The following is a 15,250-nucleotide window of genomic DNA, read 5'->3' as shown; positions in this document are numbered from 1 at the left end:
GGCATGGAACAGGCCAGTCTTAGCTGCCCGCCACCATCATGCGTTCAATCAGCACCGAACCGGTGCGGATGTTGCTGCGCAGTTCCAGATCGTTGCCCACGGCCACGATCTGTTTAAACATGTCGCGCATATTGCCGGCGATGGTCACTTCCTGCACCGGGAACTGGATTTCGCCATTCTCGACCCAGAAACCCGCTGCGCCACGGGAATAGTCACCGGTGACCATGTTCAGGCCGCTGCCCATTAACTCGGTGACAAACAGACCACGCCCCATTTTGCGAATCAAGGCTGCCTGGTCTTCATCACCGTGTGTCACAAAGAGGTTATGCACGCCGCCGGCGTTGGCAGTGCTCGGCATGCCCAGCTTGCGCCCCGAGTAAGTGCTCAGGATGTACGAAACCAACTCGCCGTCCTTGATAAACGGTTTGGCGTAAGTGGCCAGGCCATCATTGTCGAACGACGAGCTGCCCATGGCGCGCATCAGGTGCGGGCGCTCATCCAGGGTCAACCATTCAGGGAAAATCTGCTGCCCCATTGCATCGAGCAGGAACGACGATTTACGGTACAGGTTGCCACCCGAGATTGCCCCCAGGAAGCTGCCGAACAGGCCGCCAGCCAGTTCGGCCGAGAACAGCACCGGCACCTCGCACGTCGGTACCGGGCGCGAGCCCAGTCGCCGGGCAGCGCGCTCGGCGGCGCGCTGGCCAATGCTCACGGCGTCCATCAACAACTCGCCCTGGCAATTGACGTCATACCAGTAGTCACGCTGCATCTGGCCATCGCCTTCGGCAATCATTACGCAGCTGAGGCTGTGACGGGTCGAAGCCGAGCCGCCGATAAAACCATGGCTATTGCCGTACACGCGGCAGCCCTGATGGGTGCTGAGGGTGGTGCCATCGGCATTTTTGATCCGGCTGTCGGCCTCAAATGCAGCGGCTTCGCAGGCCAGGGCCTTTTCAATGGCCTGCTCGGGGGTGATGTCCCAGGTGTGGAACACATCAAAGTCTTTCAGTTCACGCGCCATCAGGCTGGCATCGGCCAAACCCGAGCTTTCGTCTTCCGAGGTGTGTTTGGCAATCGCCAGGGCGGCGGCGACGGTTTCGCGGATGGCATCCGGACCGGTGGCCGAGGTGCTGGCCGAGCCTTTGCGCTGGCCTACATAGAGGGTGATGCCAAAACCCTGGTCACGGTTGAACTCTACGGTTTCAACTTCGCGCTGACGTACCGAGGTCGACAACCCCTGCTCCAGCGACACGGCGACTTCACAGGCGCTGGCACCCTGGCGCCTGGCTTCGGCGATGATTTGCTCGACCTGTTCCTGCAGTGCCGGCAAGGCCTGCGGGCCGACGCTTTGAACTGCACTCATGGTTTTCTCCACTCAAATTCTGTTTTCGGCAGGGCCGCCGAGCGACCGGGCCGGACAAGCGGCCCCCGACTGGTTATCATGGCGGCGTTTCTTTGCGGACTGCCACCATGGTTGATTCTTACGACGACGCCTTCGACGGCGAAAAAAGCAAATCGCAGGTCAAACGCGAGCTTCATGCTCTGGTTGATCTGGGCGAGCGTCTCACGACACTCAAGCCTGACTTGCTGAACAAAATGCCCCTGACTGACGCTATGCGTAAGGCTTTGGCAGATGCTCCAAAACACACGGCTCATATTGCGCGCAAGCGCCATATGATGTTCATCGGCAAACTGATGCGCGATCAACCGCTTGACGAAATTCTTGCCTTGATCGATCAAGTCGATGCCTCTTCTCGCCAGTACAACGAACGTTTTCACAACCTCGAGCGCTGGCGTGATCGCCTGATCGAGGGTGATGACGCTGTACTGGAAAAGTTTGTTGCCGAGTTCCCTGAAGCCGACCGCCAGCAAATGCGTTCGGTGATACGTCAGGCCAAACACGAGCTGGCTCATAACAAGGCACCGGCTTCAAGCCGCAAATTGTTCAAGTACATCCGTGGGTTGGACGAGACTCAACGCGGTCTGCGTTAAGCCTCGTACCCGTGAAGGTTGCCTGGCAACCTTCACGGGACCTCCCCTCAACCGCCCGTACCGCCTACAGTGATCGCGTCAATCTTCAGGGTTGGCTGGCCGACACCTACCGGCACCGACTGCCCATCCTTGCCACACGTGCCTACGCCGCTGTCCAGCGACAGATCGTTACCGACCATCGACACCTTGCTCATTGCTTCCGGCCCGTTGCCAATCAGTGTCGCGCCTTTGACTGGGCGAGTGATTTTGCCGTCTTCAATCAGATAGGCTTCGCTGGTGGAGAACACAAACTTGCCGCTGGTGATATCGACCTGACCACCACCCAGATTGGCGCAGTAGATGCCCTTTTTCACCGAAGCGATGATTTCGGCAGGATCGCTTTCGCCGCCCAGCATGTAGGTGTTGGTCATGCGCGGCATCGGCAAGTGCGCATAGGATTCGCGACGGCCGTTGCCGGTGCGCGCCACGCCCATCAGACGGGCATTGAGCTTGTCCTGCATATAGCCCTTGAGCACGCCGTTTTCAATCAGGGTGGTGCACTCGGTCGGGGTGCCTTCGTCATCCACGCTCAGCGAGCCACGGCGGCCCGCCAGGGTACCGTCATCGACGATGGTGCACAGTTTGGAAGCAACCATTTCGCCCATGCGTCCGCTGTAGGCAGAACTGCCCTTGCGGTTGAAGTCCCCTTCCAGACCGTGACCCACCGCTTCATGCAACAGTACGCCGGACCAACCCGAGCCCAGAACCACCGGCATGGTGCCTGCCGGAGCCGGTACCGCTTCGAGGTTGACCAGGGCCTGGCGCAACGCTTCACGGGCGTAACCCATGGCACGATCGTCAGTGAGGAAATAGCGGTAGTCGGTACGCCCGCCACCACCATGACCGCCGCGCTCGCGACGGCCATTCTGCTCAACGATGACGCTGACGTTGAAACGCACCAGCGGCCGGATATCTGCCGCCAGCCCGCCATCGGTGGAGGCCACCAGAATCCGCTCCCAGACCCCGGCCATGCTCACGGTGACTTGCTGGATACGCGGATCGAGGGCGCGGGTGGCGGCATCGACACGCTTGAGCAGCTCGACCTTTTCTGCGCGGCTGATGACTTCCAGCGGGTTGTCCGGGCCATACAGCTGAGCCACGTCCTGAGTGGTGAACGCCTGCACCGTGCCGTTTTGCCCGGCACGGGAGATCGAACGGGCGGCGCGGGCGGCCTGACCCAATGCGTCCAGGGTAATGGCATTGCTGTAGGCAAAGCCGGTCTTCTCGCCAGACTGGGCGCGAACACCTACACCCTGGTCGAGGTTAAAGCTGCCTTCTTTGACGATGCCGTCTTCCAGCGCCCAGGATTCGGAAATCTGGCCCTGGAAATACAGGTCTGCCGCGTCGATACCCGGCCCGGCCAGGTCGCCCAATACGCTTTGCAGGCTTTCGATGGTGACACCTCCGGGTGCCAACAGGTGTTCGCTGACTGAGGTCAACAACTCGCTCATAATCACTCCGTCTTGGCCCCTGCTTCAGCATCTTTGAGTGCTGAACCCTCGGGCCTGAAAAATCTGTTCTGTGGGAGCGGGCTTGCTCGCGATGGCATCGATGCGGGGCAACGGTTACACCCTGTCGCCTGCATCGCGAGCAAGCCCGCTCCCACTTAAATTAGATGGGCGTTGAACCGCCGATGGCTCACCACCGGCATGCGCGCCCTGATATCCGCCTGCTCAAGCGCATCGCGGCGGGCCAGCAACACCCCCTCGCCCTGCGCCTGCTCGGCCAGCACCCGCCCCCAGGGATCGATAATGGCTGCATGCCCCCAGGTTTCTCGCGGGCCCGGATGCACGCCGCCCTGGGCCGCTGCAAGGATATAGCACTGGGTTTCAATGGCGCGGGCGCGTATCAGTATCTCCCAATGGGCCGCACCCGTGACAGCGGTAAAGGCCGAGGGCGCGGTAATCAGTTCAGCGCCCGCAGTGCGCAGCTCACTGTACAGCTCCGGGAAGCGCAGGTCATAACATACGCTCAGGCCCAGCTTGCCCACCGGGGTATCAACCACCACCACACGCTTGCCCCGGGCATAGTCATCAGACTCGCGATAGCGGCCACGGTTGTCAGACACATCCACATCAAACAAGTGCAATTTGTCGTAACGGGCCGCTTGCTCGCCCTCGGCGTTGATCAGCAATGAACAAGCATTGACCTTGGCTTCAGGCTGCCCCTCTGGCGGCAGAGGCAAAGTACCAGCCACTACCCATAACTTGAGGTCGCGGGCGGTCTGTTTCAACCAGGGCAGAATCGGGCCCTCGCCCAAGGCCTCGGCGCGGCCGATGGCGGCAGTATCGCGACGGCCCATCGCGGCAAAGTTCTCGGGCAACACGGCCAGTTGCGCACCGCCTTGGGCAGCCTCCTCCAGCAGGCGACGGGCCTGGGCCAGATTGGCCAGGACATCGCTCTGGCTGACCATTTGAATCACTGCCAGGGTCATGCTGCGCTCCTAGTGTTTCTCGAAAGGCTTGTCGAAGGTGATTTTCGGATCGTTCCACGGGCCCTGGATGCTGTATTGCACGCTGGCGAAGCGCGACACCTGGTCACCGATCAGCTTGTTGAGCAGGAACATCGCCCCGCCCGCTGCCGGCCCGCCCACCAACAGCGCTGCAAGGGGCAGGTTATTGGTCACGGGCAAGGTCACCAGCAGCTTGGCGTCGACCCGGTCGGTGACCATGTTCAATGTACCGTTAAGTTCCAGATTGGTGGACGGCCCGGTCATCAGGATCGGCTTGCCTGTGCTGTACACGCCGCTGCGGGCATTGAGCACGCCCTTGACCCGGTCATAGCTCAGGCCCTTGCCGAACAGGTCGGAGAAGTCCAGACGCAGACGACGGCCAATGGCGTTGAAGTTGAGCAAGCCAAAAATGCGCAGCACCTGGGCGCTGCCGTCGACTTCCACAAACTGCCCCTTGTTGAGCGAGGCGTCCAGTGTGCCGGAGAAACGCTTGAGGCCAATCCACGCTGGCGAACCGGGCCAGTTGCCATCGATGTCCACATGAAAGTTGTCGCTGGTGACGCTGGGGGCAAAGCCCCAGTTCTTCAGCACCGTGGCCAGGTTGCCGCCACCCAGGCGCCCCTGATACCAGCTTTTGCTGTTACCCACGACGCCTTCCCAGCCGCCCGAACCTTCAAGCAGCATGCCCTTGAGCCCCAGATTGAGACTGGTAAGGCTGATGCCCCGGCTGTTGGGTCGAATGTTGAGTGACCAGGCACCAAGCAGGTCCGCCCCCTGGTAGAGCTGGCGAATAATGATGTCCAGGGCCGGTATTTTGCGCGGGTCGACCGCAGCCAGCGGGTCGGGGGCATTCTCGTCTGCCACCGTCTTGGGATCAGGCGCAGGCAGGCGAATGGTCTGCATGTTGACCACAATCGGTGCGTTGTTCGCATCCGGCAGGGTCACGGCGCCGATGGCCTGCTTGCTGTCGATTTGCAGCGCCCAGGAGGCGGCGACGCGCTTCATGACCAGGCGCACCTGATCCAATTGGGTGCCGAAGGCAATCAACTTGCCGACTTTAAAGTCCGCACTGCTGAGCAGTTGCTTGGCGCTGCCGCCGGGGTCATTGCCGGCATATCGTTCGACCAGCGCCTGCCAGGGGGCGACGTCCAGCTCCGACAGCACGCCGCGAATGCGCAGGCCCTTGGTCGTGGGCAAAACGGGTTTGCCATCGCCCAGGAACAACTCGCCACGCCCGTCTTCAAACTTGCCATTGGGGGCAGCAAAGGTCAGGTTGACCAGGTCGCCGTAGTCAAACCAGTACCGCCGCTCGGCCCCTTGCAGAGTCATGCGAAACACGCTGTTGCGGCTTTCATTGGCCGCCAGCCCGAAGGGTGCCGGCAAATCCACCACCGCGCCCTTGAGGCTGGAGCTGACGCGTAACTGGCTGTCGGCACCGTCCAGGGTCAGTTGCAACTGATAGGGCAAGTCACCGCTTACCGGGATCGGTTGATTGAACTTGAGCCAGTCCGTGAGTTTTTTCACCCCCACCTGACCGCTGGCCACCACCCGGGTGCTGATGCGGCCAGGCTTGCCGTCGGCAAAGATCTGCGCGGTGATCGGGCGATCGAACGCCCGGGCGCTGATGCCCTTGCCGCTCAGGCCCTTGGCACTGTCAAAGCGCAGGTCACCCTTGAGCTGGGTCAGTTCAAGCTCGGGTTCGCTGATTTTCAGGCGCGCCTTGTCGACGTTGAAGTCCACCAGGATTTTTGGCTCCACACCCTTTTCCAGCGGGATGTCCAGATCAACACGGCCCTTCAGCGAACCTTCACCCTGCCAGCCAGCGAACGTTTCTGCGGTACCTATCGGTGCTTCCTGAAGAATTTTCAGACCGTCCCCCAGCCCGCCCTCAAAGTCGCCATCCAGAAACAGATGGCTGACCTTGCCGGCAGGCACATGCGGGATGCTGACAGCCACGTTACGCACACGGGTGTCGAGTAGCTGACCTTTGCTGGCCATGATCCGCACACCGCTATCTTCAATAAACACATCGCCCGACACGTTACGCACATGGGGCCAGCCAGGCTGGAACGCCAGTTCTGCGCCATGCACCTTGAAAAACAGGCTGATATTGCGCGCCGCCGCAACGGCGTCATGGCTCAGCGAACCTTGATACTGGAAGAAGCCCTCTTCGACTGCGCCTTTGATAATCGCCGTGCTCAGCCACTCCGAAAGCGCCGGACTCAGTACTTCAGGCAGGTACTTGGGGGTAAAACGGCCGTCGCCATCTGTCAGGCCCACCCGCAGGTCCATGTAATCTTCCTGGGAATGGTCAAGGTGAATGCGGATCAAAAAGTCGGCCGCGATATTGCCCTCTTCCCCCAGCACTTTGATGTAGGGCGCAATCAGGGTGAAGCTGTCCTTGTTCAGGGTCCAGGTCAGCAGGGCATTGGCTTGCAGGTATTGCCAGGGCTTGGCGAAGATCGGGTCGAGGTGCAGCATGAAGTCTTTGCTGTCCAGGCGCAGTTCGCCCTTGCCCAGGTCGCCGCTGATCAGGCCACTGACATTGCGCGCCGCCGGAGCGCCGTGGGTGGCATTGAAGCCGACCTGCTCCAGATTGGCCGCAAAGCTGATTTTTTGATCGTCCGTGGCTGCTGGTCGATAATCAGCCAGCACATTGCGCAAGGTGCCGGTAACGCTCAATTGATCGATGACTTTGGCGACGGCTTCCGGCACGGGGGCCAGTGAGTCCATCAGCGGCGTGATCGGGGTCAGGTCCAGGCGGTCGGCCTGCAGGTGCCAACGCTCCTGCTCCTTGTCGGTGGCCGCGAACTGCTGCAGTTGCAGACGGGTTTCCCAACGGGTCTTGCCCAGGTTCATGGCCAGTGAGTCGAGCACCACCCTGAAACCCTGTTTGCCGCGCTCAGCCCAGGCATGCAGCGCCAGGTTCTCGATGGTCTCGGGTTTGCGATCGGCATAGGCACCACTGAACCGGGTCGCATTCAGGCGCGCCACCGCGCTCTGTACCGAGCCCTGGCTCCAGTTGAACCAGAACTCGCCTCCAGCCTTGAGCTCGGAGACTTTCCACGGTGCGATCAGCGTGGCCGGCAGCCACTTGGCCCAATCACTTTGCGGCAGGCTCACATAGGCCTGGGCCGCACCGTCACGCCAGTGGCTGGCCTGAACCTGTGTGCTGAGGCTCAGCGCCACGGGCTGGCCATCGGGCAAGGTCAGCCGCGCATCAAGACGCTGGTCCGACGCGCCGACGTCCAGCGTCAGCCCGACATAAGTCAGGGTCAGCGGGGATTGTTTGTAGGGTTCCAGGGTCACCTGGCTGTCGAGCACCGACAACCGCGCCACACGTTGCAGCTGGTTGAGCAACTGCTCAGGGTCAAGCGGCTGGTCATCCTGCACCGGCAGCCCTTCGAGTGCCCAGTGGCCGTGTTCATCCTGGCGCAAGCTCAGTTGCAGACCATTGAGTTGCACGTGACCAATACGGATATCACGGTTCAACAGGCTGGCCCACACATCGGGCACCACCTGCACTTCATCCAGACGCAGGGCGCTGTTGCCCTCACCGACCATGACGTCGTGGGCCTTCAATACCGGCGCCATGCCGCTCCAGCTTCCTTCCAGGCTGCCAATGGTCAATGGCATGCCCAGCGCTTCGCGGGCTTTGCTCTGCACTTCAACGCGGTATTCGGCGATCAGGGGGGTCAATTCACGGCCGATACTGACGTACAACGCCGTTAGGACCAAAACCAGAGCGCACGCGCCCAGCCCCCAACGGGTCAGCGCGGCAAAAAAGCGTGTCAGACGCTCCATGTCAGGTGGCCCCTTAAATATTGATCGTAGGGGCCGGTTTCAGCCCCTTTTCGACGCTATGTGACGCTAGATACTTCAGAGCAGCACCACGTCGTATTGTTCCTGGGAGTACATGGTTTCGACCTGAAAACGAATCGTGCGACCGATAAACCCTTCCAGCTCCGCGACATTGCCTGACTCTTCGTCCAGCAAACGATCCACCACTTTCTGGTTGGCCAGCACACGATAGCCGGTCGCTTGATAAGCCCGGGCCTCTCGCAGGATCTCACGGAAGATTTCATAGCAGATGGTTTCGGGGGTTTTCAACTTTCCCCGGCCCTGGCAGCACACGCACGGCTCGCACAACACTTGCTCCAGGCTCTCGCGCGTACGTTTGCGGGTCATCTGCACCAGACCCAACTCGGTAATGCCGATGATGTTGGTCTTGGCGTGATCACGCTCCAGCTGTTTTTCCAGGGTGCGTATCACCTGGCGCTGGTGCTCTTCATCTTCCATGTCGATAAAGTCGATGATGATGATCCCGCCCAGGTTGCGCAGGCGCAGTTGCCGGGCAATCGCGGTAGCCGCTTCGAGGTTGGTCTTGAAGATGGTTTCCTCAAGGTTGCGATGCCCCACAAACGCGCCGGTGTTGACGTCGATGGTGGTCATAGCCTCAGCCGGGTCGACCACCAGATAACCGCCGGACTTGAGCGGTACCTTGCGGTCCAGGGCCTTCTGGATTTCGTCTTCAACGCCGTACAAATCGAAAATCGGCCGTTCGCCCGGGTAGTGCTCAAGGCGGTCGGCGATTTCCGGCATCAGTTCGGCAACAAATTGCGTGGTCCTCTGAAAGGTTTCCCGCGAATCGATGCGAATTTTCTCGATCTTAGGGCTGACCAGATCACGCAATGTACGCAGCGCCAGGCCCAGGTCTTCGTAGATCACCGTCGGCGCGCCCACCGTCTTGATCTGGGCACCGATCTGGTCCCACAAACGACGCAGGTAGCGAATATCCATCAGGATCTCATCCGCCCCGGCACCTTCGGCCGCCGTACGCAGGATAAACCCGCCGGCTTCCTTGATGCCTTCCTGGGCCACGCAATCACTGACCACCTGTTTAAGGCGTTCGCGCTCGGCTTCGTCTTCGATCTTCAGCGAAATGCCGACATGGGCGGTGCGCGGCATATACACCAGGTAGCGCGAGGGTATCGACAGTTGAGTCGTCAGGCGCGCACCTTTTGAACCTATCGGGTCTTTGGTGACTTGCACCACCAGGCTCTGGCCTTCATGCACCAGCGTACCGATGCTTTCAACGGCCTGGCCTTCACGCAGGGAAATTTCGGAGGCATGAATAAAAGCAGCACGATCCAGACCGATATCCACAAAGGCAGCCTGCATGCCGGGCAAAACCCTGACAATCTTGCCTTTGTAGATATTACCGACAATGCCCCGGCGCTGGGTACGTTCGACATGCACCTCTTGCAGAACACCGTTCTCTACCACTGCCACGCGCGATTCCATCGGCGTGATGTTGATCAGGATCTCTTCACTCATGGCTGGGTCTCGTTCAGGCGTCATCACAGTAGTGCCACGTCTCGTAGGTGCCGTTTTCAGCGCACGGTAAGGTTTTGCCAACAGGGTATGCCGAAATGCCCGAGCAGTTCTGCGGTTTCGCACACAGGCAGGCCCACGACGGCGGAATAACTGCCATTCAGGCCCGCCACAAACACCGCAGCCAAGCCCTGAATGGCGTAGCCACCGGCTTTGTCCAGGGGTTCACCGCTGGCCCAATACAGGCTGGCTTCTTGTTTGCTGATGTTTCTAAAGCGTACCTGACTGCGTACCACTCGGGTTTCACAGCGCCCGGCGTCAATAATCGCGATCGCGGTCAACACCTCATGCTCCCGGCCAGACAGCGCCATGAGCATAGCCAAGGCGTCGGCCTCGTCGACCGGTTTACCGAGAATGTGTTCATCGAGCACCACGGCCGTGTCAGCCCCCAGTACGTAAAACGCACCGTCCGGCATGGTCGTCAGCAATTGTTGGCGCCCGGCCTGGGCCTTTTCGCGCGCCAGGCGCTCGACATAGGCCACAGGGGATTCATTCGGGAAGGGAGTTTCGTCAATGGCTGCGCTGACCGTTTCAAACGGCACGCCGATCTGAGTCAACAACTCGCGTCGGCGCGGTGAGCCAGAGGCCAGATAAAGCGAGGTCATCAAGACATCTCCCTGTCGAGGTGCACAAACCAGGAAATGGCTCGTATCCGGTTAATTGATTTTGAAGCGTCTGCACAGCCCGCGCAGCCCGTAACTGACCCAGGGCCACAGCAGGGCACTGACCACACCCGGCAACACCAGCGCCAGCGTTGGCTGGCGATTGCCGGTCAACGCACTGAGCCACAGTTGGGCAAGCTGCGCCAGGCCGAACACAACCAGAAGCACCAGGCATTGCTGCCACATCGGGAACACCCGCAAGCGCTGCTGAAGGGACAGCACCAGAAAGGTAATCAGGGTCAGGGTCAGGGCGTTCTGCCCCAGCAACGTGCCATACAGCACATCCTCCGCCAACCCCAGGCAAAACGCGGTGACCATGCCCACTTTGTGCGGCATGTACAAGGCCCAGAAAGCCAGTAGCAATGCCAGCCAGAGCGGGCGCAGGATTTCCATGAACTGGGGCATGGGTGAAATACTGAGCAACAGGCCAATGGCAAATGTCAGCCAGATGATCCAGCCGTTACGCGAACGGGTACTCGCCATTTATTGCCTCTCCCGGGTAGTGGCCGGCACGGCGGCTGGCGGCTTGGCGGCAGGGGTTGCAGCGGGCGCAGGTTTTTTCACGGTCTTGGGCTCGGCAACAGCCGCCGGAGCTGGAGCCACAGCCGCCGGGATAACGGCCGCTGCAGGCGCAACCGGCTTGGGCACCGTCGCCGGAATGATCGGCGGCGGTTCACCGTTTTGTTCAGCCTGCTGAGCCTTGGCCGCATCGTTGGCCCGCTCTTCAGGGGTACGGCTGTCACTGAACACCAGCAGCAGGTAACGGCTGCGATTCAGGGCTGCCGTCGGCACGGCCCGCACAATGGCAAAGGGCTGACCCGAATCGTGAATCACCTCCTTTACCGTTGCCACCGGATAACCGGCCGGGAAGCGCTGCCCCAGGCCCGAGCTGACCAACAGGTCACCCACCTTGATATCCGCCGTATCGGCAACATGACGCAGTTCAAGGCTCTCGGGGTTGCCCGTACCGCTGGCAATCGCCCGCAACCCGTTACGGTTGACCTGCACTGGAATGCTATGGGTGGTATCGGTCAGCAACAGGACACGCGAGGTGTAGGGCATCAACTCAACCACCTGCCCCATCAGACCGCGGGCATCGAGTACCGGCTGGCCCAGCACAACGCCGTCACGTTCACCCTTGTTGATGATGATGCGATGAGTGAAGGGGTTGGGATCCATGCCGATCAGTTCGGCCACTTCGACCTTTTCGTTGACCAGCGCCGAAGAGTTGAGCAACTCGCGCAGGCGAACGTTCTGCTCGGTCAAGGCCGCCAGCTTTTGCATGCGCCCCTGAAGCAGAAGGTTTTCGGTTTTGAGTTTCTCGTTTTCAGCCACCAGCTCAGTGCGGCTGCCGAACTGACTGGCCACGCCCTGCCACAAACGCTGCGGCAGATCGGTGATCCAGTAGGACTGCATCAGTACCAGAGACATCTGGCTGCGCACAGGCTTGAGTAACGTAAAGCGAGCGTCCACTACCATTAGCGCGACCGATAGCACGACCAGCACCAGAAAGCGCACGCCCAATGAGGGGCCTTTGGAAAAGAGCGGTTTAATAAGCCGCTCCTCCCGGGCAGGTGTTCAATTTATTCATACGGCTTCAAGCGGCCTGGATGAAGATTGACAGAAGATAAACGCCAAAAGGCAGCACTGCAAAGTGCTACCTTCTGATGATAACGAAAGGGCTGCACCACGCGATCTTATTCGCTGGAGAGCAGATCCATCGTGTGTTTATCCATCATTTCCAGCGCACGGCCACCGCCACGCGCAACACAGGTCAACGGGTCTTCGGCAACAATCACCGGCAGACCGGTTTCCTGAGCCAGCAACTTGTCGAGGTCACGCAGCAAGGCGCCACCACCGGTCAGTACCAGGCCACGCTCGGCGATGTCCGAAGCCAGCTCTGGCGGAGACTGTTCCAGCGCGCTTTTCACGGCCTGAACGATGGTTGCCAGCGACTCTTGCAGAGCCTCGAGCACTTCATTGGAGTTCAGGGTGAAGGCACGTGGTACGCCCTCTGCCAGGTTACGGCCGCGTACGTCGACTTCACGTACTTCACCACCCGGGTAGGCAGTGCCGATTTCCTGCTTGATGCGCTCGGCAGTCGATTCACCGATCAGGCTGCCGTAGTTACGGCGCACATAGGTGATGATTGCTTCGTCGAAACGGTCGCCACCTACCCGTACGGATTCGGCGTAAACCACACCGTTCAGGGAGATCAGCGCGATTTCAGTGGTACCGCCACCGATATCGACAACCATCGAGCCACGAGCTTCTTCAACCGGCAGGCCTGCACCGATGGCCGCAGCCATTGGTTCTTCGATCAGGAACACTTCACGGGCACCGGCACCGAGTGCCGATTCACGAATGGCGCGACGCTCTACCTGAGTCGATTTGCAAGGCACGCAAATCAAGACTCGCGGGCTAGGTTGCAGGAAACTGTTTTCATGCACCTTGTTGATGAAGTACTGCAGCATTTTTTCGCAAACGCTGAAATCGGCGATAACGCCGTCCTTCATCGGACGAATGGCAGCAATGTTGCCCGGTGTACGGCCAAGCATGCGCTTGGCCTCGGTGCCGACAGCAACGACACTTTTCTGGTTACCGTGTGTCCGAATAGCCACAACTGATGGCTCATTCAGGACAATACCGCGCTCGCGCACGTAAATAAGGGTGTTGGCAGTGCCCAGGTCGATGGAAAGATCGCTGGAAAACATGCCACGCAGTTTCTTGAACATGGGAAAGGGACCCTAGGCAACGCGTGGGTAAAAAAGTGCGGCAAACTCTAACAACGACAGGGATTTTGGGCAAGGCGCCAATATGTTAAATTGGGCGCTTTTCTGAGCACCAACACCCACAATCGCGGCCATATGACCGTAGAAATGCGGTAGTGTTCCGACAATCTAACACACGGATAGCATCCGTCCTGTTTTCCACTGGAGAATCCCATGGCGCTAGACCGCTCCGACGTGGAAAAAATCGCACATTTGGCCCGTCTTGGCCTCAATGATGCCGATATTCCACGCACCACCGAAGCCCTTAACAGCATTTTGGGGCTGATTGATCAGATGCAGGCCGTCGACACGACCGGTATCGAGCCTCTGGCCCACCCACTGGAAGCCAGCCAGCGCCTGCGTGCAGACGTCGTGACTGAGAGCAATCATCGCGAGGCGTATCAGTCCATCGCACCTGCGGTCGAAAACGGCCTCTATCTGGTTCCGAAAGTCATCGAGTAAAGGGAAAGCGCCTGCATGCATCAATTGACTCTGGCCGAGATCGCCCGCGGACTCGCCGATAAAAAGTTTTCTTCCGAAGAGCTGACCAAGACCCTGCTGGCGCGTATCGCCCAGCTCGATCCTCAGCTCAACAGTTTTATCACCCTCACCGAAGACCTTGCCCTGGAGCAGGCCAAGGCCGCTGACGCACGCCGCGCCAACGGTGAAAGCGGTGCCCTGCTGGGCGCCCCGATCGCTCACAAGGACCTGTTCTGCACCCTGGGCGTACGCACCAGCTGCGCCTCGAAGATGCTCGACAACTTCAAGGCACCGTACGACGCCACAGTGGTAGCCAAGCTGGCCGCTGCCGGCGCCGTAAGCCTGGGCAAGACCAACATGGACGAGTTCGCCATGGGTTCGGCCAACGAATCGAGCTACTACGGCGCGGTCAAAAACCCGTGGAACCTTGACCACGTACCCGGCGGTTCGTCGGGTGGTTCGGCCGCCGCCGTTGCCGCCCGCCTGTTGCCTGCCGCGACGGGGACCGACACTGGCGGATCTATCCGACAGCCGGCAGCCCTGACCAACCTCACAGGCCTGAAACCGACGTACGGTCGCGTTTCGCGCTGGGGCATGATCGCCTACGCCTCCAGCCTCGACCAGGCCGGCCCGCTGGCTCGCACGGCCGAAGACTGCGCCATCCTGCTGCAAGGCATGGCCGGTTTCGACCCGCAAGACTCCACCAGCATTGACGAACCCGTACCGGACTTCAGCGCCAACCTCAATGGTTCGCTGAAAGGCCTGCGTATCGGCGTGCCTAAAGAGTTCTTCAGCGAAGGCCTCGACACGCGTATCGCCGAGCTGATCCACAACAGCATCAAGGAACTGGAAAAACTCGGCGCCGTGATCAAGCCGATCAGCCTGCCGAACATGCAGCACGCGATTCCTGCGTACTACGTCATCGCACCTGCCGAGGCCTCGTCCAACCTGTCGCGTTTTGACGGTGTGCGCTTCGGCCATCGCTGCGAAAACCCCAAGGACCTCACTGACCTGTACAAGCGCTCGCGCGCCGAGGGCTTTGGCCCGGAAGTACAGCGCCGGATCCTGGTGGGGGCCTACGCCCTGTCGGCGGGCTACTACGACGCTTACTACCTGCAGGCGCAAAAAATCCGTCGCCTGATCAAAAACGACTTCATGGCGGCATTCAACGAAGTCGACATCATCCTCGGCCCGACCACGCCTAACCCGGCCTGGAAAATCGGCGCTAAAAACAGCGACCCGGTTTCCGCCTACCTGGAAGACGTCTACACCATCACCGCCAACCTCGCGGGCCTGCCGGGCCTGTCGATGCCAGCCGGTTTTGTCGATGGCTTGCCAGTGGGCGTGCAGTTGCTTGCACCTTATTTCCAGGAAGGTCGCCTGCTCAACGTCGCCCACCAGTATCAGTTGAACACTGACTGGCACACGCGCTCACCTGCCGGCTTCTGAGGAGAAAC

12 protein-coding genes are annotated in these 15,250 nt (G+C 60.2%); 3 read left to right on the top strand and 9 right to left on the bottom strand.

The window, feature by feature from the left end:
* Window positions 1–19: 19 nt before the first annotated feature.
* Window positions 20–1,366, bottom strand: a complete 1,347-nt coding sequence (gene pmbA, locus GHN92_RS00500; RefSeq protein ID WP_095018242.1) for a metalloprotease PmbA — start codon at window positions 1,364–1,366, stop codon at window positions 20–22.
* Window positions 1,367–1,473: 107 nt separating this feature from the next.
* Between pmbA and yjgA the strand changes: the two genes are divergently transcribed.
* Complete coding sequence (gene yjgA, locus GHN92_RS00495; protein WP_016781786.1) at window positions 1,474–1,995, top strand: ribosome biogenesis factor YjgA; 522 nt, start codon at window positions 1,474–1,476, stop codon at window positions 1,993–1,995.
* A 47-nt stretch (window positions 1,996–2,042) separates the two neighbouring features.
* Here yjgA and tldD read toward each other — a convergent pair whose 3' ends face one another.
* From tldD to mreB, 8 genes are all read right to left on the bottom strand, one after another.
* Window positions 2,043–3,485, bottom strand: coding sequence for a metalloprotease TldD (gene tldD / locus GHN92_RS00490; protein ID WP_016781785.1), 1,443 nt, complete (start codon window positions 3,483–3,485; stop codon window positions 2,043–2,045).
* Between the two features lie 155 nt (window positions 3,486–3,640).
* Window positions 3,641–4,468: a carbon-nitrogen hydrolase family protein gene (locus tag GHN92_RS00485; protein WP_095001129.1), complete on the bottom strand. Its 828-nt coding sequence runs from the start codon at window positions 4,466–4,468 to the stop codon at window positions 3,641–3,643.
* A gap of 9 nt (window positions 4,469–4,477) precedes the next feature.
* On the bottom strand, window positions 4,478–8,290 hold the full coding sequence (locus GHN92_RS00480; RefSeq protein ID WP_133144313.1) for a YhdP family protein: 3,813 nt from the start codon (window positions 8,288–8,290) through the stop codon (window positions 4,478–4,480).
* A 75-nt stretch (window positions 8,291–8,365) separates the two neighbouring features.
* Window positions 8,366–9,823, bottom strand: coding sequence for a ribonuclease G (rng, locus tag GHN92_RS00475; RefSeq protein WP_095001127.1), 1,458 nt, complete (start codon window positions 9,821–9,823; stop codon window positions 8,366–8,368).
* A gap of 56 nt (window positions 9,824–9,879) precedes the next feature.
* A complete protein-coding gene (locus tag GHN92_RS00470) occupies window positions 9,880–10,485 on the bottom strand; it encodes a nucleoside triphosphate pyrophosphatase (protein WP_153379143.1) in 606 nt (201 codons plus the stop codon).
* A 51-nt stretch (window positions 10,486–10,536) separates the two neighbouring features.
* A complete protein-coding gene (mreD, locus tag GHN92_RS00465) occupies window positions 10,537–11,025 on the bottom strand; it encodes a rod shape-determining protein MreD (protein WP_095001125.1) in 489 nt (162 codons plus the stop codon).
* Entirely contained in the window at window positions 11,026–12,096 is a 1,071-nt protein-coding gene (mreC, locus tag GHN92_RS00460) for a rod shape-determining protein MreC (RefSeq protein WP_095001124.1), read from the bottom strand.
* 143 nt (window positions 12,097–12,239) lie between these two features.
* Window positions 12,240–13,277: a rod shape-determining protein MreB gene (gene mreB / locus GHN92_RS00455; RefSeq protein WP_002555108.1), complete on the bottom strand. Its 1,038-nt coding sequence runs from the start codon at window positions 13,275–13,277 to the stop codon at window positions 12,240–12,242.
* A 210-nt stretch (window positions 13,278–13,487) separates the two neighbouring features.
* Between mreB and gatC the strand changes: the two genes are divergently transcribed.
* The gene (gatC, locus tag GHN92_RS00450) at window positions 13,488–13,775 is read left to right on the top strand and encodes an Asp-tRNA(Asn)/Glu-tRNA(Gln) amidotransferase subunit GatC (protein ID WP_016781778.1); all 288 of its coding nucleotides are present in this window, start codon (window positions 13,488–13,490) and stop codon (window positions 13,773–13,775) included.
* A gap of 15 nt (window positions 13,776–13,790) precedes the next feature.
* Complete coding sequence (gene gatA / locus GHN92_RS00445) at window positions 13,791–15,242, top strand: Asp-tRNA(Asn)/Glu-tRNA(Gln) amidotransferase subunit GatA (protein WP_095001123.1); 1,452 nt, start codon at window positions 13,791–13,793, stop codon at window positions 15,240–15,242.
* Window positions 15,243–15,250: the final 8 nt, after the last annotated feature.

The sequence above is a fragment of the Pseudomonas sp. FSL R10-2964 genome, assembly GCF_009600035.1.
Classification (GTDB): Bacteria; Pseudomonadota; Gammaproteobacteria; order Pseudomonadales; family Pseudomonadaceae; genus Aquipseudomonas; species Aquipseudomonas bubulae.
Note: the sequence above shows the minus strand (reverse complement) of the source record. Positions and strands in the feature narration are given on the sequence as shown.